The following is a 20464-nucleotide window of genomic DNA, read 5'->3' on the forward strand; positions in this document are numbered from 1 at the left end:
AGCTCTCATGCGGTGGGCAGCGCCTTGCGGTTGATGGGGATGAACATGGCATCACCGTAGCTGAAAAAGCGGTAGCCGTGGCCGATGGCGTGCTGATAGGCCGCGAGGATGCGCTCCCGACCGGCGAGGGCGCTGACCAGCATCAACAGCGTCGATTGCGGCAGATGAAAATTGGTGAGTAAGGCATCGGCGACGAATACGGACTGGCCGGGGTAGAGAAATAAGCGGGTTTCCCCGGTGAACGCGCCAATCTCTCCGCGGGCGGCGGCCTCGGGGTGTGCACGGGCGGCGGTTTCGATGGCACGCAGCGCCGTGGTGCCGATGCAGAGGATGCGCCCCCCGCGCGCCCGGGCGGCCGCGACGGCTGCGACGGTTTGCGGCGGGACATTCATCCATTCCTGATGCATTGTATGGTCAGCCAGTCGTTCGGCTTTGACGGGCTGAAAAGTCCCTGCGCCGACATGCAGGGTGACGAAGGCCGTTTCGACACCTTGGTCGCGAATTTGCTGGAGCAGGGCTTCCGTCAGGTGCAGGCTGGCGGTCGGGGCGGCCACCGCACCGGGATGCTGGGCAAATACGGTCTGGTAGTCATGACGATCGGCGGCGTCATCGGCGCGCGCAATGTAGGGCGGCAAGGGCACATGGCCTTCAGCCTCCAGCCAGTTAAGCCATTGGGGCGCGGTCGCTGTCGGCTGGAGTTCGAGGCAAAACAAGGCATCATCCCGCGCGGTGACGGTCAGCGTTACTCCGCCGGGCATTTGGAGCGCGCTGCCGACGGGCGGTGCCTTGCTGGCGCGTACATGGCACCAGGCAGTGGTTTCGTCGATGAGCCGTTCAACCAGGATCTCGACCTTGCCCCCGCTCGCCTTGTGCCCGAACACCCGTGCGGGAATGACGCGGGTATTGTTGAGAATCAGTAGATCACCGGGTGCCAACAGCGTCGGCAGGTCGGCAATCTGTCGATCTTGCCAGCCCGTGGCAGGTGGGGCATCGAGGACGAGCAGCCGCGCGGCCGTGCGCGGTTCGATCGGGCGCAAAGCGATGTGTGATTCGGGGAGCGTGTAGTCAAACCAGCGGGTTTCCATGGCGGGCGCAGTCTAGCAGCCTGCCGCAGTTTGGCGAAATCGGTTGTAAACCCGGCTGGACGCCGCGTATTGCCCCACTTTTCGGAGAAGGGAGCCCGCGATGGCGCGGCAAAATCCGCCCGCGCCCCGCCAGATTTGCGCTTCGATTCCCAAAGTCCGACAGACGGCGAGCAGGGATACGGAAAAATCCGGCTGCCGCATGGAGGCGCCAAAGGTAAAAAACACGAGGTACCCAGGTCGCGTGCCTTGGCGCGCTTCGAGTTTGCGGTTTCATGGAATTGAGAGAAGAAATTGGGTCAGGAAGCCATCCTGTGGCCGGGAACCGTTTCCATCGGTTCGATCCCGATGCACTCGTCGCTGAGTGGTTGCGATTCAACGAAGATACTGCCCATCCTTGGGCGATCAAGCCGACACCCACCGGTTGATCTCAAGGCGTCCTCGCCTTGTTGCCCATTCGGGCGCCCATCCTTTGGGTGGTTAATCCTTCAACCGTTGTCCTTCCTTGCCTTGGGCATCTTGCCCTGCGCTTCCTGCGTGATCTTCCTGATCGGCGCGAAATCCCTTCGCGCAAGCCATCCTTCGGCGCATTCATCCTTGCCAATCCCGGCAAACGCCTGCCACCCTAGGCGCCGAGTCCTATCGGCGCGTCACATCCTGTGCCGTCGTCCTGACGGGGTTTCCTTTGGGTGGCGCACATCTCCGATGCGCGTTAGGGCATCCAGCCCGCGTGTTTCCGAACACAGGGGTATCATGCCGAAGGTTTGTGACAGCTTGTAGTGGGAATTGGCGCGAGTTCCGTCAGAATGCGCGCTTTGTAGCGTAGGATTTTTCCTACACACGACCATTTTGTGCGGCAAAACCGGCAAAAGCGGCGCAGCCTTCGGCAAAGAAGCGGCGGATGGTTGCTATGAAAGCCTCGGGGGCTTCAATGTGTGGCCAATGGCGTGCATCGGACAAAGTGTGCAGGCAACCTTGGGGGTAAGTCGCCGCCAATAAGGGAATGTCGGCATCGGTTATGTAGGCGGACTGCGCGCCGCGCACGAAAAGGGTGGCGCCGCAAAAAAATCCTTGCAGATCGGGCATTTGGGAGGCGGCTGGGTAGTTCGCCTGCAAGGCGTCGAGATTAAAGCGCCAGCGCCAGCCCTGGGGGCTGTGTACCAGGTTTGCGGTGAGGAACGCGCGCACCGCGGGATCGAATAAATGGGCGGCCATCATGGCGCTGGCCGCTTCGCGCGAGCGTAAATGCGCCAGATCGACCGCGCGCAAGGCGGAAAATACCTCCTGGTGCCAGGCGGGGTAGGCTTTCGGCGCGATATCGATCACCGCTAGATGGGTGAATCGCTCCGGGGCAAGATCTGCAAGCACCATCGCGAGTTTGCCGCCGAGGGAGTGCCCCAGCAGCCGGGCGTGCGCCAGGCCTAGACGGTCCATCAGGGCTAACACATCGGCGGCGAGTGCCGAATAGCTCATCTCGTCGGTCCAGGGGGACTGGCCGTGACTGCGTAAATCCAGGTTGATGACCCGATATTGACCGGCCAGTGACCGCGCGACTGCGCGCCAATTCGTCAGTGAGCCGAGCAGCCCGTGCATAATGATGACCGGAAGTCCGCCGCCGGATTCTTCATAGTGCAGTGCAACAGGGGATGGGGTCATCGTGGGGCCTTGTCGTTTGAATACTCAGTGGTTGGAACACTGACGGGGATCGCCCGGCGAGGGCACGGCCGACGAGTACGGCGGCAGCAGTTTACCACGCTCACCGACCCCAGAGGTTCTGCTGGAATTTGCTATGTCTGAAGTTGTTGATGGCCACCCACTCCCTGGTCCCGAGTTGTTCGAGGGGCGCCTTTATCCGCAGCATTTGCTGCGTGCGGCCGAATTACTGTCCGAGATTGTCTCGCGGGGGCAGGCCAGTGATCGCGCCTTGGCGCAGGCGTTTCGGGCGGATCGGCGGTTGGGACGACGCGACCGGCTGTTGATTCAGACCCTGGTCTTTTATGGGCTGCGTTATGGGCACGCCCTGAAGGACTGGCTCGGGGTGGAGGCACCGTTAGCGCAGCTGGCGGCTGCGCTGTGGCTCGATGGTCGGTTGGATGAGCGGCTGGCGACACAGGCGGGTGTTGACCCGGCGCGCTGGGCTGGGCGGGTACTGACGCCGCGTATGGCCTGGTCGATGGCGACAGACGATGCCGTGCGTTTGACTGCAGCGTTTGGTGACGAGGCGGCGGCCGTGGCGGCGGCGCTGCTCATGCGGGCGCCGGTCGATATCCGGCTGGATGCGCGTTGGCCCGCCGAGACGGTGATTCGTGCCCTGCAGACGGATGGGCATGAATTCTCCCCGCTGCCGGGTTTGGCGCGGGGCTGGCGCTGTGATGCGCCGGCGGCTCTGGTGCGGCATCCGTTGTTTCTGGAAGGTGCTTTTGAAATCCAGGATGCCGGGAGCCAATGGATTACGATGGCTTGTGCGGCGTCACCGGGTGAACGCTGGCTAGATTTGTGCGCCGGTGCCGGGGGTAAAACCCTGGGCTTGGCTGAGGCGGTGGGGCCGACGGGTCGTGTCCTGGCTTGCGATACGGACGCGCAGCGGCTGGCGCGCTTGCCGGAGCGCCAGCAGCGCCATCGGCTTGAACAGATCGATCGGCAGCAGATTACCGGGGCGGACGATCCCGCGCTGGCGGCGCTGCCGTTGTTTGATGGCGTGTTGATCGATGCGCCGTGTTCCGGGTCGGGCACTTGGCGGCGGCACCCGGAGTTGAAATATCGTTCGCTTGATCTGGCCGCACTCTGCGCCATTCAGGCCGACTTGCTGCGGCAGGGCGCGCAGCGCCTGCGCCCCGGTGGGCGGTTGATCTATGCCACCTGTAGCCTGTGGCGTGAGGAAAACGAACAGCAGATCGCGGCGTTTCTGGCAGAAAATCCAGACTGGCAGCCGGGCGATTTGCCTGCGGCTTTGCCCGAGGGCGCGCGGATTGCGGCAGGACAGGCGCGGCTGCGACCCGATCGGCATGATTGTGATGGGTTTTTCATGGCGGTGCTGCTCCGTCCGTTGGCGTGACCGTCGGCTCACGGGTGCCGGTGCATTCGACAAAGCCGATGCCGTTCGGCACACTGCCAGGCAGTGTCGGCTGTGTATCAAGCAAAAATTCACCGAGAGTGCGTGGGGATGGGACAGGGGAATAGTTGGTGGCGTGGGCTCTGGGCGGGGCTGATTCTGGGTGGCTTCCTGGGGCTTACGGGCTGTGGTCAAAAAGGCGCGCTGGTGCTGCCGTCCGCGGGTGGCTCAGCGCAAACTGCCTCGGCGGAAGGAGTGTCGCAACATGCATCCTGAGTTGCCCTATCCCTTTTTACAGCGCGACCCCGCCCGTGGCCTGTGTTTGTCCGGCGTGGCGCTGGCCGAGATTGCCGCCGAGTACGGCACGCCCGTCTATGCCTACAGCGCGGCGGCCATCCGGGATGCCTATGTCGCGTTAACCACCGCGTTTGGCGATCGACCCCATCGCCTGTGTTACGCGGTCAAGGCCAACGGCAATCTCTCGATTCTGGCCTTGCTCGCGCGCTTGGGGGCGGGATTCGACATCGTCTCCGGCGGGGAACTGGCGCGGGTTCTGGCGGCGGGCGGCGATCCCGCGAAGGTGGTGTTTTCCGGTGTCGGCAAGCGTGCCGATGAAATTCGTGCGGCACTCGAAGTCGGGATCGGGTGTTTGAATGTCGAATCGGCGGCAGAGCTCGACCGGGTGGCGCAAATCGCCGCAGCGATGGGCGTCATCGCGCCGGTTTCCTTGCGGGTGAACCCGGATGTCGATGCCAAGACCCATCCCTACATTTCCACCGGGTTGAAAGACAACAAGTTCGGCATTCCGATTGGGCAGGCAGCGGGCTTGTATCGGCAGATTCAGCGGCATCCGCATCTGGCGGCGGTGGGCATCGACTGCCATATCGGCTCGCAATTGCTGGATGTCAGCCCGTTTGCCGCTGCCGCCGAGCGGGTGCTGGCTTTGCTGGATGAGCTCACCCTGTTGGGCATTGAATTGCATCATCTGGACTTGGGCGGGGGGCTGGGGATTCGCTACACCACGGAGCAAGCGCCGACGGCGGCGGCCTGGGTGGATGCCCTGCTGACGGTTATCGACCGGCATCCTTTGGCGCGTCGTCTGCCGATCTGGCTGGAGCCGGGACGGTTTTTGGTGGGGCCGGCGGGCGTGCTGCTGAGCCGGGTCGAATATTTGAAACCGCATCCTGATGACGGCAAGTCGTTCGCGATCGTCGATGCGGCGATGAATGATTTGATGCGCCCGGCGCTGTACGGCAGTGTGATGGCGATCGAGGCCGTGCAGCCAGCGGCGGACACGGTGGCGCAGGACTGGGAGATCGTCGGCCCGGTCTGCGAAACCGGCGATTTCCTCGGTAAAGGGCGGCATCTTCCGCTGGCGGCGGGGGATATCGTGGCGGTGCTCGGGGCGGGCGCCTACGGGTTTTCCATGGCCTCCAACTACAACACCCGCGGGCGACCGGCGGAGGTGCTGGTCGAGAACGGCGCGGTGCGGCCGATTCGGGCGCGGGAAAGCGTCGAAGATTTATTCCAGCACGAACGCCCGTTCCCCTCGCCGAACGCGTAGCGCGCGGCCGACGATTCGCGGGTGTGCGCCGTTGTTCGATGAACCGACCGCATAGCGGGACGGTTCTTGATAGCCGGTTTCTATCAATCCAATCTGGAAAATCAATTTAACCCGCACCATGAACTGGGGTATTGTCATACCCAATACATGATGAGTATGGTTTGATTCCGCTGCCTCCTTGTGGTCGCGTCAGCGTGTAAACCGTCGTCGTTCACTTTTTGTTCAACCCCTTGCTTACTCTACTGAGGAGATCGTCATGCTCGAAAATCGTGAAGGCCAACGCGTGCCCCAGGTGACCTTTCGTACCCGCCAGAACAATCAGTGGGTCGATGTCACCACGGAAGAGTTGTTCAAGGGCAAAACCGTGGCGGTGTTTTCGTTGCCCGGTGCGTTCACGCCGACTTGCTCATCCAGCCATGTGCCGCGCTTCAACGAGTTGGCGCCGGTGTTTTTCCAGCATGGGGTGGATAGCATCCTGTGTGTTTCCGTCAACGATACCTTCGTGATGAACGAGTGGGCGCAAGATCAAAAAGCGGAACACATCCGCTTCATCCCCGATGGCAACGGTGAGTTTACCGAGGGCATGGGGATGCTGGTCGATAAAGAAAACTTAGGGTTTGGCAAGCGCTCCTGGCGTTATTCGATGCTGGTCAAAGATGGCGTCATCAGCAAAATGTTCATCGAGCCGAATGTGGCCGGTGATCCGTATGAAGTGTCGGATGCGGATACAATCCTGGACTTCATCGCCCCCAACGCCGTCAAACCGCATTCCGTGATGCTGTTTACCCGCGAGACCTGCCCGTTCTGCATTCGCGCTAAGGGCATGCTGCATGAAGCAGGGATTGCGTTCGATGAAATTCTGGTCGGCGATCAGGTCAACTTGCGGGCGCTGCGCGCGGCCACCGGTTCCGAGACCGTGCCGCAGGTCTTTATCGACGGCCAGTTGATTGGCGGCAGCGACAAGCTTGCCGAATGGTTGGCTGCCCGGCGCTGAGCGATCCCCGTTCGTGCTCCGCTCGAGGCTGAACAGGGCGGCCTGCCCTGTTCGCTCGCCCCGCACGGGGCGATACGGCCATGCCGCCGATGGGTGGCGGTATGGCCGTATCGCCATGCCTATCTGTCAGGAGTAAATCATGAATGATTCAGTGCGTGCGTTTGATCTGATTGTGCTCGGCGGCGGTTCCGGTGGCTTGGCCGTGGCCGAGCGGGCCGCTGCCTATGGCGTCAAGGTCGCGGTGATTGAGCCCGCGTCGCTGGGCGGCACCTGCGTCAATTTGGGTTGCGTGCCGAAAAAAGTCATGTGGTACGCGGCGAATTTCGCCCACGCCCGCCACGAAGCCGAGGGTTGGGGCTTTGCCCCTGCGGATGCGTCGGTCGATTTCGCCGCGCTGGTAGCGGGGCGGAATCGCTATGTCGACAATATCCGGCAGTTTTGGGATGGTTACGCCGAACGGCTGGGTATCACCGTGCTGCGGGGGCGTGGTGTGTTGACCTCGCCGACTACGGTGGCCGTGGAGGATACAACCTACACCGCCCCCCATATCGTGTTGTCCACTGGCGGTCATCCCTTCGTGCCGCCGGTGCCCGGCGCGGCGCTCGGCATCACCTCCGATGGTTTCTTCGATTTGACCGAGTTGCCCCGCCGTGTCGCGGTGATTGGCGGGGGGTATATCGGTGTCGAGTTGGCCGGGGTGCTGAAGGCGCTGGGCAGTGAGGTGACGCTGCTGGATCTGCTCGACACGATCATCGCGCCCTTCGATGGGATGCTGCGCGAAGTGGCCACCGAAAATCTGGCCGCCTTGGGCGTGACGATGCATCTGCCCTTCAAGGTGCAGGCATTGACCCAATCGGAAGACGGGAAATTCCTCACGGGTGCGGATGGTCAGACACTGGGGCCCTTCGATCAAATCATCTGGGCGGTCGGTCGTGCGCCGAATACCCGGGACATTGGGTTGGAGGCGGCCGGCGTGACGGTCGAGCGCAACGGGATCATTCCGACCGATGCGTACCAGAACACCAATGTGCCGAGCGTGTTTGCGATTGGCGACATCACCGGGCGCGCGCCGTTGACGCCGGTGGCCATCGCGGCGGGGCGCCAACTGGCCGAGCGCCTGTTCAACGGGAAACCGGCGGCCAAGCTCGATTACCACGATATTCCGACCGTGGTGTTCGCCCATCCTCCGATCGGTACGGTGGGGATGACAGAAGAAGCTGCGCGCGCCGAATATGGCGATGCTGCGATCACCATCTATGAAACCCGCTTCACGCCGATGCGTTATGCGCTGTCCTCGACCGGATTCAAGACGGCGATGAAGCTCGTATGCCTCGGTAAGCACCAGCGCGTGATTGGCGTGCACCTCATTGGCGACGGCGTGGATGAGATGCTGCAAGGCTTTGCCGTGGCGGTTAAAGCCGGGCTGACCAAGGCCGATTTCGACGCGACGGTGGCGATCCATCCGACCGCCTCCGAGGAATTGGTGACCCTGAAAACGCCCCGGGATTGAGCTGCCTCATGTTTCTGGAAGCCCGTCATTTGCGCACCATCCGCGCGATCGTCGAAAGTGACTCGCTCGCGCTGGCGGCGGAACAGCTGCATTTGACGCAATCGGCGCTGTCGCATCAGTTACGGGCGATTGAGGAGTATTACGGCGTTTCCCTGTTTTCCCGCCGTTCGCGCCCGATGCAGCCGACGCCCGCCGGGCGGCGGATTCTGCAGGCATCGCAGCACATTTTGCCGCTGTTCGATGCGCTGGATCGGGATCTCCGCCAGCTGGCGGGCGACGATACCGGACGGCTGTTTATCGCGCTGGAGTGCCATTCCTGTTTCTCCTGGCTGTTGCCGACGCTCGATGCGTATCGCCAGCAGTGGCCGAATATCGACACCGACTTATCCCTGGCGCATAGTTTTGATGCGCTGGATGCCTTGGCGCGTGGCCTGGTCGATGTGGTCGTCAGTTCGGATCCCGTCGATAACCCGGCGCTCGTGTTTGAGCCCTTGTTCGAGTATGCGGTCATGCTCATGGTCGCGCCAGAACACCGGCTGGCGACGGAAGCGGTGATTACGCCAGAGATGCTGGCGGAAGAGACGGTCATTACCTATCCGGTCAATCGGCAGCGGCTGGATATCTTCCGGCGGTTTCTGGAGCCGGCCGGGGTAGAGCCCAAGGCGACACGCAGTTCCGAGCTGACCGTGATGATCGCGCAATGGGTGGCGAGCCAGCGCGGCGTGGCGGCGCTGCCGGCCTGGGCGGTGGCGGAAGAGCTGGCGGGGGGGCGCCTGGTGGCGCGGCCCTTATCGACCGAAGGGATGAGCGCCACGCTGTATCTCGCATTGCGCAAAGACGAGGCCGGGTTGCCCTTCGTGCGCGAGTTCGTGGATACGGCGCGCCGGGTATCCCGCCGGACGCTGACCGGAATTCGCAGCAGCGCTGCGGTTTGAGCGGCGGCACGCCCAGGTTTTCAGGCTGGGGTCGTCGAAGGATTGGCCGATTGCGCGCCGCGCGTTTCCGCCCAGGCCGGCCGGTTACTCCGGTTTGCCGGTGAGCGCTGCGCGCTTCTTGCGCATCCGGATATTCAGGAACTCGACGATGACCGAGAACGCCATCGCAGAATAAATATAGCCCTTCGAGACATGGACGCCGAACGATTCGGCCATCAGGAACACCCCGACCAGGATCAGGAAAGATAGCGCCAACATTTTCACGGTGGGGTGCCGTTCGACGAATTCGCTGATTGGCTTGGCAGCGACCATCATCACCAGCACGGCGGCCACAATGGCGGCCACCATGATTTCAATGTGCTGCACCAAGCCAATTGCGGTGATCACGGAATCGAGCGAGAACACAATGTCGATCAGGGCGATTTGCATGATCACGGTGCTGATGGCTACCTTTTTCAGTGAAGGACCATCGTGGGATTCGGCCTGCCCGCCCGTCTCCATCGTTTCGTGCATTTCGGTGACGGCTTTGTAAATTAGAAAGAGGCCGCCGACCAGCAGGATCAAATCCCGGCCAGAAAATCCCAATTCGCCAATGTGGATAAAGGGTTGCGTTAATCCCATCAGCCAGACCAAGGAGAACAGCAGGCCGATCCGGGTGACCATGGCCAAAGCCAGCCCAAACAGTCGGGCGGCCTGGCGTTTGTGTGCCGGCAGTTTCCCGACCAGAATGGCGATGACGATGATGTTGTCGATCCCCAACACGATTTCCAGCGCGGTCAGGGTGGCAAAGGCAATCCAGGTTTCCGGGGCGAAAAGGAGTTCCAGCATGGGTCGGCTCAATGGTGCAAAAAATTTTGCGGAATTCTAGCGGGAATTTGCCGTCATAAGTTGACAAAATTCATGCAGTTAAATATTTCTTGCCGGGCAATCGAATCGTTGTGACTGACACGATATGATGCTCGCCCTTGGGAGGTGGTCCAGATGAACAGTCGTTTGAATCGAGTCGGGTGGCTTTTGGCGGGTCTTGCGGTGTTGTCCCTGACGCTGGCGGGTTGTGCCACGCCGATGTCGGCCAATGTCTACAGCAGCAACTCGGCGATGCAGATGCAGACGGTGCGGTACGGCACCATCCAAAGCCTGCGCGGGGTCGAAATTGCTGGTAATAACAATGATGTGCCGGTCGGTGCCTTGGGGGGCGCGGTCATCGGCGGCTTGCTGGGCAGCGGCGTAGGGGGTGGGCTGGGGCGTAGCCTCGCGACCGCCGGTGGCGCGATTGCCGGCGGGATTGCGGGGAACGCCATTCAGGACAATGTCAGTCGGCAAAATGGCGTCGAAATCGTTGTTCGGCTGGATGATGGTCGGACGGTGTCGGTGGTGCAGCCAGTTGGGGCTGAGCTGTTCCGAGTCGGGCAGCGGGTACAGCTGATGACGGCACCCAATGGCACCACCCGCGTGACCGGCGCCTGATCGCCGGCTTGGCCAATCCACGGGTTGGCGCCACCTGCTTCAATAGCCTGTTCAACGGCGGTCGCAGGCCGGCTCTGCGTGCCGGGCATGGATGGACGAGGGCTTCATCGTGAACCGGCGTGGCGACCGGCGGGTCGCCAGTCAAATACCTTCCGCCGGTTCATGCCGGGCGGGTTTTCGACAGGGGTGAGTGTGTTTCATATCGACATTGCGGCACTGCTGGCGCAGTACGGCTTGTATTTTCTGGCGCTTGGCTGCCTGCTGGAAGGCGAAACCGTTTTAGTGCTGGCCGGCTTGACCGCGCATCAAGGCATTCTGCCGCTGTGGCAGGTTTGGGTGGTGGCGGTGTTTTTTGGCTGGTTGGGCGATCAGATTTTTTTCTGGCTTGGGCGATGGCGCGGAGATGCCATTTTGTTGCGGTTTCCCAGTTGGGCGGCGCGCAAGCCGAAGCTGGATGCTTGGATTCATCGCTACCATGCGCCGGTGGTCATTCTGGTGCGGTTCGTCTACGGTTTTCGTGCTGCAGGGCCGGTATTGATCGGGCACAGTGGCCTGAACCCCTGGTTGTTCGCATTCTTCAATGCGCTGGGCGCCCTGATCTGGGCGACGCTGTTTATCGGGCTGGGCTGGGTGTTTGGTCATGCGGCCGAGCAGGTGTTGAGTCAAATCAGTCATTACGGTCATTATGTCGTGCTCATCGGGGGCGGCGTGATTTTGCTGGTCGCCCTGGGTTTATGGGTTTGGCATCGGTATCGCGCGCGGGTGCAGCGCCGTGCGACAGAACAAGGGGAGTGAGTGATGTCCGGGTTGAGTGCCACGGGGCAGCTTTTTGTGGTTTCCGCGCCTTCCGGCGCCGGAAAAACCAGCTTGATCAAGGCGTTGCGCATGCAGCAGCCCCAGTTGGGCTTGTCGGTATCGCATACCACGCGGCCGATGCGGCCGGGAGAGGTGAACGGCCAGCATTACCATTTCGTCACGACGGAGGTATTTCGGCAGATGCGGGCGGAAGGGGCGTTCATTGAACACGCCGAGGTGTTTGGCAATTATTACGGAACCAGCCGCGCTGCGGTTGAGGCGGTGCTGGCTGCGGGTCAGGATGTGATTCTGGAGATCGACTGGCAGGGTGCGGCGCAGGTGCGGTCGCAGTTTCCCTCACTGTTCAGTGTGTTCATTCTGCCGCCAGATCTTGCGGCGCTGCGTGCGCGGCTGGAGGGGCGCGGGCAGGATGCGGCCGCGGTGATCGAGCGGCGCTTGAGTGAAGCACAGCGCGAAATGCGCGAATATGCACACTACGACTACCTCATCATCAATGATGATTTCGACCAGGCTCTGGCGGAGCTGGCGGCGGTGTTTACCGCCGCGCGGCTGAGAACGCCTGTGCAGGCGGTTCGTCAGGCAGAGCGGCTGGAAAATTTGCTGAACACCCCCCATACCCCGTAGAATCTCCGGTCATTTTCCAGAAATTGCCGGGTATGCAACATGGCGCGTGTCACCGTCGAAGATTGTCTCGTTAAAGTTCCCAACCGCTTTGAGTTAGTGCTGATGGCCGCGCGCCGTGCGCGGCAGATCGAGCAAGGGGCGGAGCCGCTGGTGCCGATGGGCAAAGAAAAGCCGGTAGTCATCGCTCTGCGCGAAATCGGCGAAGGCAAAATCGATCAGGCGCGCATTGACGAAATCCAGGAAAAAATGGTCGTGATGCGCTCGCAGATCTCCGAGGCGGAAATTCGCGCGGAGTTGGCGCAATTTGCCGATGAGGACGAGGTCGCCCCGCGTCGCCCGGCCAGCAACAGCGACGAGGAATAACTTGCCCGAGACAGAAACCGCGCCGGCGCCCTTGGTGCTGTTGCCGGAAGCGGCGGCGGCGGAAGTCTATTTCGCGCCTTTGGCGCTGGCGTTATCGTCCTACATTTCCCCCCAAGGCATTGCGCTGGTGCGCGATGCCTTTGTTTTTGGTGCCAATGCCCATCTGGGGCAATCGCGCCAGAGTGGCGAGCCATATATTAGCCATCCGCTGGCCGTGGCCGAGATCCTGGCCGGGTTGCACATGGACGAGGCCACCCTGGTCGCGGCGATTTTGCACGATGTGATCGAGGATACCGCCGTCGCCCGCGAGGAAATCGTGCTGCGCTTCGGTGAAGAAGTCGCGCGATTGGTCGATGGCGTGTCGAAGCTGACGCAGATCCGCTTCAAATCCAAGGCCGAAGCCCAGGCGGCGAACTTTCGCAAAATGATGATGGCGATGGTCGAAGATGTCCGCGTCATCCTCATCAAGCTTGCAGATCGCCTGCACAACATGCGCACATTGGGCGTGATGCGCCCCGACAAACGCCGTCGCATCGCCCGCGAAACGCTCGACATCTATACCCCGATTGCCAGCCGCCTCGGGCTTAATTCGCTGCGACATGAACTGGAAGACATGGGCTTCGCCGCGCTCTACCCGACCCGCTACCGGGTGTTGACGGAAGCCGTGCGCAAGGCGCGGGGCAATCGGCGCGAGGTGGTGGCGGGCATTGAAGATCGCTTCATGCAGCGGTTTGCCGAAGAGGGGCTGCGGGTCATGATCGATGCGCGCGAAAAACGCCCCTACTCGATTTATCGGAAAATGCAGCAAAAACAGTTGAGCTTCAAGGAAGTGTTCGATGTGTTTGCGGTGCGTGTCGTGGTGCAGACGGTGGATGAGTGCTACCGCGCGCTGGGTATCGTGCATAACCTGTATAAGCCCTTGCCGGGCCGGTTCAAGGATTACATCGCCATTCCCAAGGCGAACGGTTATCAGTCCCTGCATACCATTCTGTTCGGCCCGCATGGGATTCCGCTCGAAGTGCAATTACGCACCCATGAAATGCACCAATTCGCCGAAAGCGGCATTGCGGCGCATTGGCTGTACAAATCCAGTCACGATCAGGGCACGGTCACCCAGGCGCGCGCGCGGGAATGGCTGCGTGATTTGCTGGAAATTCAGCAAAAAGCCGGGAATCCGCAAGAGTTCCTCGAATCCGTCAAGGTCGATCTGTTCCCCGATGAGGTGTATGTCTTCACCCCGATGGGCGAAATCATCGAGCTGCCGCGTCGGGCGACGGTGGTGGATTTCGCCTATGCGATCCATACCGATGTGGGGAACCACAGTGTCGCCTGCAAGATCGACCGCCGTTTCGCGCCCTTATCCACCATTCTGGAAAACGGGCAGACCATCGAAATCATCACCGCGAGCGGGGCGGAGCCCAATCCCAACTGGCTGTCGTTTGTCGTCACCGCGAAGGCGCGGGCGAATATCCGGAGCTTTCTGAAGAATTTGCAGGAGGCGGAGGCGATCAAGCTGGGGCATCGGCTGCTCAGCAAGGCGCTGGAAGGGGAGTCGAGCAGCATCGAGACGCTGCCCCCGGAGCGCCTGCAACGCCTGCTGGCCGAGTATCACCACGATTCCCTGTCCGAGTTACTGCGGGAGATCGGGCTCGGCAACCGCATGGCGCCGTTGGTGGCGCGCTTGCTGGTGGCGGATACGCCGAGCCAGGGCGCGGACGACCGTGGGGTGGCATCGACGGTTGCCCCCATCATCATCAGTGGCACAGAAGGCCTGGTGGTGGATTTTGCGAAGTGTTGCCACCCGATCCCCGGTGATAGCGTCACCGGATTTTTAAGCACCGGGCGGGGCATCGTGGTGCATCGCCGCGATTGCAGTAATGCCGCCGATGCGGGCGTGCATCCCGAGCGTTGGCTGGCGGTCACCTGGGCGGCGGTGCCCTCCGGGGAATATCAGGCGCTGATCGCGGTGCATGCCAAAAATGTGCGGGGCGGCTTGGCGCGCATTGCCGCTTCCGTGGCGGAAACGGGCGCAGATATCGACGATGTGCGGTTTGATGATCGGGATGTGAATCTCACCATCATTACGATTGCCCTGCGGGTGAAGGACCGGGTTCATCTCGCCCGGGTCATGCGGCGGATCAAGCAGATTCCGGATGTCGTCAAGGTGGTGCGCCCGTAATTTTTTGGGTGCATTCGTGAGACTAAGTCATTGCTTTTATTATTTATCGTTCAAAGGGCAGGATGAAGCCATGAGTAAAACCATCATTCAAACCGATCGCGCCCCGCAGGCCATCGGGACTTATTCCCAGGCGGTGCGTTGCGGCCAGACCGTGTATCTCTCGGGGCAAATCGCGCTCGATCCGCAGAAGATGACGATGGTCGATGAGACGATCGAGGCCGAGATTCGGCAGGTGCTGCAGAATCTATCGGCCGTGTGCGCGGCAGCGGGCGGCTCACTGGCCGATGTCGTCAAATTGCAGGTCTATCTGACAGATTTGAGCCATTTTTCGACGGTCAATGCCGTGATGACGGAGTTCTTGCAGGCGCCCTATCCGGCGCGCGCCGCCATCGGCGTTGCTGCCTTGCCGCGGGGCGCGCGGGTCGAGATGGATGGCGTGATGGTCTTGGCCGATTGATCGGCTGCCGAAAGCGGCTTGTCCGCCCGGTTCAAAGTGACCCGTCGCGGCGCGCAAGGCGGGGGTGGCTCCCGCGCGATGCGATTCCGCGTCGTTCACTTGAAGTGATATTGCAGGCTGAATGCCGTGAGCGTGTCGGTCGGTTTTTTATCGGCAAGTGTCGCGCTGTTGTGCAGGATGGTGTACGACAGTTTGAGGCCGATATGATCCGTCAATGAGGTAGACAGCCCCGTTTCCGATTCGAGTTCGGTGTTGCTGGCGCCGGCCAGCGTGGTGACCTGTTGGGTGAATTTGGCCTGCGGCGTGAGTGGCACGCTCAGGTGTCCGGCGACCCGGCCAATCACTTCGGTTTGTCGCGCGCCGCTGGTTTGCTGGCTTTGTCGTACCCCGGGGCCGGCTTCCAGGGTCAGACGGCTGCCTTGCGTATTGCGGAAGACATGCCCCAACCCCGCGCTGAGGCTGGCCTGGTAGGCGTAGCCGGCGAAGGGATCATGGCTGGCACGCGCCACGCCAAAGCTGTATTGCTCGTCACCGAGGGCGTGTGTCGTTTCCCACTCGGCCATGCTGTGGTTGGCCGTGGTGATGCCGTTCTGGCTGGCTTGCTGGCTCTCCAGCCGAAGGTGCTGTGCCCAGGTGCCGTTCTGGTGCGCCAATTGGATTTTGGCGTTGAGATTTGCGTTGTTGGCATTGCCGGAGCTGCGGTTGCCGCCCAGCTCGGCCTCGCCACTCCAGGCCGCTTCGGCTTGCGCTGCGGCGGCGGGGTCGGGTTGGTGCAGGCCGACGAGTTCGGGATCGGGCGAGAGCGCCAGAGCCAGAGGGCTGCCGAGGCATAAGGCGGATGCCAAAATCATCTGGCGGGCGCGGGAGACGGCGGTCTGGCGTGCGGACATGAGAAATTACTTCGTATCCTGCGGATGGCTGACGCAGGTGTCGTGCCATTCGCTGGCATAGGGGGGCAGATCCCGGCACAAATGGAGCAGTTGTGCCGGGTCGAGGAACCCCCGCCGATTCAGCGCGCAGGCCGTAGCGAAATAGCGCGCATTCTGCCGGTAGCCGTCCAGCACCGGATCCGGATTGCGAATCAGGTCGATTGCACGGGGCGAGAGCGCCCAGGCTTCGGCGATGCGCGCGCTATAGGCGGGCACGAGTCGGCGCACGGCATCAAGATAGGCCGGTGTGAGCGCAGAACCCGTCAGGGGCTGCTGACGCACCAGCGCAATCAGGCCGGTATGTTCGATCAGCACGGACAGATACAGATCGAACGCCTCGCCGCCTTCCGGGGCATCGGCGGGTGCCGCTTTCGATTTCAGTCCCATCCGCAGGGCATTGGCTGCCCGCAGGCTGATCGGCCAGATGTCATGAATCAGCAGGGGGTGCACGCCAGCGACCAGGTTGAGCTTGCCGATCGGGCTGAACATGGCGGCGGAAACCACCTCGCGCATCCCCGCGAATCCGAGCAGCAGCACCGCCTGTTCGAGCGAGGTGATGTCTTCGCGGCGTACCCGCATTGCCGGGCTGTTGATCAGCCGGAGCACCTGCGCGGCGATGATCGGGTCGGATTCGATCAGCTCAGTCAGGTGGCGAATCGGGGTATCGGTGTCGTTGAGCGCGGTCATCAGCCGGGGCAGCACGGCCGGTAATCTCGGCACCAGCTGGGTGAGCTGGGTCGGGGTGCGCTTGAGATCTTCCTGGCGTGCCGCCAGCCAGTCGGCTTCGGCGGGGCGCAATGTGCTGCCCGGATCCAGCGGGTAGGCGCGGGCACCAAACAGGTGGAGATAAAACAAGCGGGCGATGAGTTCTCGATCCGGGTAGGCGGATTCGCTCTTGAGTTCGGTGGTTGGCCGGGGGCGACGCGCCGGGGCGGGCGCGGGGTTCGACGGCGCGGATTTCTGGCCGAATAACCAGGAAAAGATGCCCATATCCCACTCGTTAGGCGTGTGCCCCGGCGCAGACCGGCGAGGCGGGGGCATCTTGGCCACGCGCCTGCCATTCGTCGGGGGAATAGGCATGCAAAGCCAGGGCATGAAGCCCTTGATCACGCTCCGCGCTGAGCACCGCGTTGATCATGCGGTGCCGGGCCAGCAGCGGTTGACCGGCAAACGATGAGCTGACGATGACCACCCGATAATGCGACTCTTGGCGCTGGCCCGCGTGCTGGTGGGATTCGTTGTCCACCGACAGATGCACCGGCGCGAAGTGGGCGGTCAAGGCGTGCTGGATACGGTCTCTCCGGGAGAGGGTGGGGGTGTTCATGGCGGACCCGTTGTGTCAATCAAATGGTTCTATGAATCATATCAAGCCGACGCCCAACAGAGGGGCAATTTCTGTGGCCGGGCTCGGTCGCCCGACCAGATAGCCTTGAAAGGAATCGCAGCCGAGCGCATCCAGCAAGTCGCGCTCGGCCTTGGTTTCCACGCCTTCGGCCACGACCTCCAGTCCCAAGGCATGGCCCATGGCGATGATGGCCTTGACGATTTCGAGGTCGCTGGGGTCAGAGAGAATGTCCTGCACAAAGCTTTTGTCGATTTTGAGCCGGTTGAACGAAAACTTGGTGAGATAGCTCAGGGAAGAATATCCGGTGCCAAAATCATCGAGCGCGAGCTGCACGCCGAGCGCGCGCAAGGCATTGAGGGTTTGCCCGGCCTTGATGGGGTCGGCCACCAGTGCCGATTCGGTGAGTTCGAGTTCCAGACAGGCCGGGTTGATGTTTGACAGCGCGAGTGCGGTGCGCACCCGGTCGAGAAAACAGGGGGCGTGCAACTGGATGCTGGAAACATTCACCGCGACCGTGACCGGCTCCCGAACCTGGGTTTGCCAGCGCGCGAGCTGGCTGCAGGCTTCCGCCAGGATCCAGCCGCCCAGTTCGATGATGGCGCCGGATTCTTCGAGCAACGGGACGAACTGATCGGGGCGGGCGACCAGATCCGGGGTGGGCGGCGTCCAGCGAAGCAGGGCCTCGACGCCGGTAATCGCCAGGCTGCGCGCGTTCTGCTGCACCTGATAGACCAGGTGAAAGCGATTTTCCGTCAAACCCTGGCGCAGGGCGGTGAGCAGTTTGGCGCGCCAGTTTTGATGCTCGGCCAGCGTGGGCGAGAAAATCGCGTGGCCATTGCGTCCCTGCGCCTTGGCGGCGTACATGGCCGAATCGGCCTGATGGAGCAGTTCGCCAATGGTGTGTCCGTGATCGGGCCACAGCACGATGCCGGTACTGGCGCTGGTGAACAGGGTGATCTGGCCGAAGGTGAATGGGCGCCCGGCCAGTTCTTGCACGCGGCGGCCGAGATAGTCGAGCTCGGCGGGATCGTCGCCCCCGGGGACGAGAATGGCGAACTCATCGCCCCCCAGCCGACCCAGAAGCATGCGTTCCATGCCACATTCGTGGGTCAGGCGGCGCGCCATCTCCTGCAGCAATTGATCGCCGCGCTCGTGGCCGTAACTGTCATTGATGGCGCGGAAATGGTCGAGATCAAACAGCAGGAGTACGAGCTGCCGGCCGCTGTGCGGATCGAGTTCATCCAGCCATTGCTGGGCGCGAATCTGGAAAAAGCGCCGGTTGAGCAGGCCGGTCAGCTCATCCTGGCTGACGGTGTGTTCGTAGCGTTCCTGGGCTTGATGCTGTGCGGTGACATCGCGGCCGATCACCAGCAGATGACTGGGCTGCCCCTGCGCATCGAAAACGGGGTGCTTGATGATGTCGAAATGGACGAATCCCCCTTGACCGTCGGGAATGGATTCGGTGCGGCGCACCGGCTGCAAGGCGGCCCAGGTGGCTTCGTCGGTCTTCTGGCAGGAAGTGAGCACAGCGCGCATGATCGGCGGGCTGAGCGCGGCGAGTTCGAAATTGGTTTTGCCGATCCAGTCCAGCTGATCGAGCCCGATGAGTTCGCGCGCCGCCCGATTGGCCAGCAGCCAATGACTGCCTGCGTCTTTGGCAATGACAAAATCCGTCATCGCGTCGAGCAGCAGGGCAGAGAGTTCGGGCGGAATCGGCGGGGTGCTCATCAGAGGATCCGTGGAGGGTCTAGGCGCGCGGTGCGCGAGGGGCATCGTCCATGACGCATAACCTCAAGTGAATCGAATAAGAATGGTTTCCACTTTAGCACAGGGTCGCCGGGGGTGTGCGCTCAGAGGCCTTGGGCGGATGCGCCGGCGGCTTCCTCGCGGGGGGCATCGGCCAGAACGATACGCCCTTGTTCGATGCGGATGGCCACGGGGGTTAGGTGCTCGCCGGGGCAGGGGCCCTGCGTACAGGTTCCGCCTTCCAGACTGAAGCGCGCGTTGTGCACCGTGCAGCGCAACATCAGCTGGCCGTCGCGCGTCAGGGTGTACCCCCGATAGCCACGGGCGAGGGGGGAGCCATTGTGCGGGCAGGTGTTGCGGAAGGCTTGTACGCGCCGCCCGTCGCGCACCACGATCACGCTGGGCACGCCATCGATCGGGGCGACGCCCAGCGCATCGGCGGCGCCTAAATCCTCCAGCCGGCACAGTACCCCCTCGGGCAGGTTGACCGGGTTGAGGTCATCAAAGCCAATCTGCTGGAGTTTTTTTTCTGCCAGACGAACGCCAAAGGTCACCGCATCGGGCCAATCCTGTCCGGTCAAACGGGCATGGATCGTGCCGGCGATCAGGGTATCCCCGGCACCGACGCTATCGACCACGGTTTCGATCGGGGTGCTGGCAATTGCTTGGGCGGGTTCATCCGGCGCCTGCACAAACGCCCCGGCCGCGCCCCAGGCGAGCACGCAGACGGCTTGCGGCGCCCAGTCGCGCGCCGCGCGCAGGGCGGCCTCCGGGGTGTGGAGCCCCCGGCCTTCTGCGAACGCGCGCCCGAGAAACAGCACATCCGCCAGGGGGAAGAGCTGCGCGAGATAGGGGCGCTCTTTTTCGACTTCCAGCGAACGAACCGCGCGGGGATGTTTGGCCTGCGCGAGTGCCATCATGGCGGCGGTATCCATGCAATGCCGGCCTTCGAAGTGCAGCCAGTCAAAGTCCGCAAGATCAATCGCAAGAAATGCGTTGAGGTCGAATTCGGGCAGATCCCGATGGTGCACGATCGTGCGGCTGCCGGTTTTTCGATTGAGGGTGATATAGGAAGTGGGCGTATGGCCGAAGCCGTTGCGATGGCAGGCATCGAGCCGCAAGCCGCGCTGGCTGAGGGTTTCTTCGAGGATCGTGCCGCCCGCATCGGGGGCGAGTACGGCGGCCAAATGACACAGATGGCCAAACTGGGCGAGAACGCTCAGGGTGTTGGTGACATTGCCGCCCGGCGTCTGCCGGTGCGCCAGCGCCCGCTGCTCGCTGTCCTCGGCCGGGTATCCGTCGGTTTCATTGATGATGTCTAAGGTGGCGATGCCGACGCCCAAAATCTTTGCCATGCCCCAGTTCCGGGAAATTGAAACAGGGCAGATTATGCCGCAGAGC

The 20464-nt window shown here is 62.3% G+C and carries 20 protein-coding genes; 12 read left to right on the top strand and 8 right to left on the bottom strand.

All coding sequences use genetic code 11. From position 1 onward, the window contains the following. Positions 1-5: 5 nt before the first annotated feature. The gene (queA, locus tag VOI35_RS00245) at positions 6-1085 is read right to left on the bottom strand and encodes a tRNA preQ1(34) S-adenosylmethionine ribosyltransferase-isomerase QueA (protein WP_407275902.1); all 1080 of its coding nucleotides are present in this window, start codon (positions 1083-1085) and stop codon (positions 6-8) included. Positions 1086-1916: 831 nt separating this feature from the next. Continuing rightward, positions 1917-2738: an alpha/beta fold hydrolase gene (locus VOI35_RS00250; RefSeq protein ID WP_407275903.1), complete on the bottom strand. Its 822-nt coding sequence runs from the start codon at positions 2736-2738 to the stop codon at positions 1917-1919. A gap of 133 nt (positions 2739-2871) precedes the next feature. Between VOI35_RS00250 and VOI35_RS00255 the strand changes: the two genes are divergently transcribed. The 6 genes from VOI35_RS00255 (at position 2872) to VOI35_RS00280 (ending at position 9137) form a co-directional block, all read left to right on the top strand. After that, on the top strand, positions 2872-4137 hold the full coding sequence (locus VOI35_RS00255) for an RsmB/NOP family class I SAM-dependent RNA methyltransferase (protein WP_407275904.1): 1266 nt from the start codon (positions 2872-2874) through the stop codon (positions 4135-4137). Positions 4138-4245: 108 nt separating this feature from the next. Next, positions 4246-4410, top strand: coding sequence for an LPS translocon maturation chaperone LptM (gene lptM / locus VOI35_RS00260; protein WP_407275905.1), 165 nt, complete (start codon positions 4246-4248; stop codon positions 4408-4410). Then, positions 4400-5698 carry a diaminopimelate decarboxylase gene (gene lysA / locus VOI35_RS00265; RefSeq protein WP_407275906.1) on the top strand — a complete coding sequence of 433 codons (1299 nt, stop codon included), beginning with the start codon at positions 4400-4402 and terminating at the stop codon, positions 5696-5698. The genes lptM and lysA overlap by 11 nt, the downstream gene beginning before the upstream one ends. A 256-nt stretch (positions 5699-5954) precedes the next feature. Beyond that, positions 5955-6692 carry a glutathione peroxidase gene (locus VOI35_RS00270; protein ID WP_407275907.1) on the top strand — a complete coding sequence of 246 codons (738 nt, stop codon included), beginning with the start codon at positions 5955-5957 and terminating at the stop codon, positions 6690-6692. 139 nt (positions 6693-6831) lie between these two features. Beyond that, positions 6832-8202, top strand: a complete 1371-nt coding sequence (gene gorA / locus VOI35_RS00275) for a glutathione-disulfide reductase (RefSeq protein WP_407275908.1) — start codon at positions 6832-6834, stop codon at positions 8200-8202. An 8-nt stretch (positions 8203-8210) separates the two neighbouring features. Continuing rightward, positions 8211-9137: a LysR family transcriptional regulator gene (locus tag VOI35_RS00280; RefSeq protein ID WP_407275909.1), complete on the top strand. Its 927-nt coding sequence runs from the start codon at positions 8211-8213 to the stop codon at positions 9135-9137. An 84-nt stretch (positions 9138-9221) separates the two neighbouring features. Here VOI35_RS00280 and VOI35_RS00285 read toward each other — a convergent pair whose 3' ends face one another. After that, positions 9222-9965 (bottom strand): TerC family protein, encoded by a 744-nt coding sequence (locus tag VOI35_RS00285; protein WP_407275910.1) that lies wholly within the window; start codon positions 9963-9965, stop codon positions 9222-9224. Positions 9966-10118: 153 nt separating this feature from the next. Here VOI35_RS00285 and VOI35_RS00290 point away from each other — a divergent pair, with 153 nt between their 5' ends. The 6 genes from VOI35_RS00290 (at position 10119) to VOI35_RS00315 (ending at position 15043) form a co-directional block, all read left to right on the top strand. Beyond that, positions 10119-10604: a hypothetical protein gene (locus VOI35_RS00290; RefSeq protein WP_407275911.1), complete on the top strand. Its 486-nt coding sequence runs from the start codon at positions 10119-10121 to the stop codon at positions 10602-10604. 87 nt (positions 10605-10691) lie between these two features. Then, positions 10692-11399 carry a DedA family protein gene (locus VOI35_RS00295; RefSeq protein ID WP_407275912.1) on the top strand — a complete coding sequence of 236 codons (708 nt, stop codon included), beginning with the start codon at positions 10692-10694 and terminating at the stop codon, positions 11397-11399. A 3-nt stretch (positions 11400-11402) separates the two neighbouring features. After that, positions 11403-12044: a guanylate kinase gene (gene gmk / locus VOI35_RS00300; protein ID WP_407275913.1), complete on the top strand. Its 642-nt coding sequence runs from the start codon at positions 11403-11405 to the stop codon at positions 12042-12044. Positions 12045-12083: 39 nt separating this feature from the next. Continuing rightward, on the top strand, positions 12084-12407 hold the full coding sequence (rpoZ, locus tag VOI35_RS00305) for a DNA-directed RNA polymerase subunit omega (protein WP_407275914.1): 324 nt from the start codon (positions 12084-12086) through the stop codon (positions 12405-12407). 1 nt (position 12408) lies between these two features. Continuing rightward, entirely contained in the window at positions 12409-14586 is a 2178-nt protein-coding gene (locus VOI35_RS00310) for a RelA/SpoT family protein (RefSeq protein ID WP_407275915.1), read from the top strand. A gap of 70 nt (positions 14587-14656) precedes the next feature. After that, entirely contained in the window at positions 14657-15043 is a 387-nt protein-coding gene (locus tag VOI35_RS00315; protein WP_407275916.1) for a Rid family detoxifying hydrolase, read from the top strand. A gap of 95 nt (positions 15044-15138) precedes the next feature. Here VOI35_RS00315 and VOI35_RS00320 read toward each other — a convergent pair whose 3' ends face one another. The 5 genes from VOI35_RS00320 to VOI35_RS00340 form a co-directional block, all read right to left on the bottom strand. After that, positions 15139-15933, bottom strand: a complete 795-nt coding sequence (locus tag VOI35_RS00320; RefSeq protein WP_407275917.1) for a YdiY family protein — start codon at positions 15931-15933, stop codon at positions 15139-15141. Positions 15934-15939: 6 nt separating this feature from the next. Further along, positions 15940-16962: an HDOD domain-containing protein gene (locus VOI35_RS00325; protein WP_407275918.1), complete on the bottom strand. Its 1023-nt coding sequence runs from the start codon at positions 16960-16962 to the stop codon at positions 15940-15942. A gap of 10 nt (positions 16963-16972) precedes the next feature. Beyond that, on the bottom strand, positions 16973-17296 hold the full coding sequence (locus VOI35_RS00330) for a BolA family protein (protein WP_407275919.1): 324 nt from the start codon (positions 17294-17296) through the stop codon (positions 16973-16975). Positions 17297-17332: 36 nt separating this feature from the next. Continuing rightward, on the bottom strand, positions 17333-19045 hold the full coding sequence (locus VOI35_RS00335) for a putative bifunctional diguanylate cyclase/phosphodiesterase (protein ID WP_407275920.1): 1713 nt from the start codon (positions 19043-19045) through the stop codon (positions 17333-17335). Between the two features lie 122 nt (positions 19046-19167). Then, positions 19168-20418 (bottom strand): PfkB family carbohydrate kinase, encoded by a 1251-nt coding sequence (locus tag VOI35_RS00340; protein WP_407275921.1) that lies wholly within the window; start codon positions 20416-20418, stop codon positions 19168-19170. Positions 20419-20464: the final 46 nt, after the last annotated feature.

The organism is Halothiobacillus sp. DCM-1 (assembly GCF_045689735.1).
GTDB lineage: Bacteria > Pseudomonadota > Gammaproteobacteria > Halothiobacillales > Halothiobacillaceae > Halothiobacillus.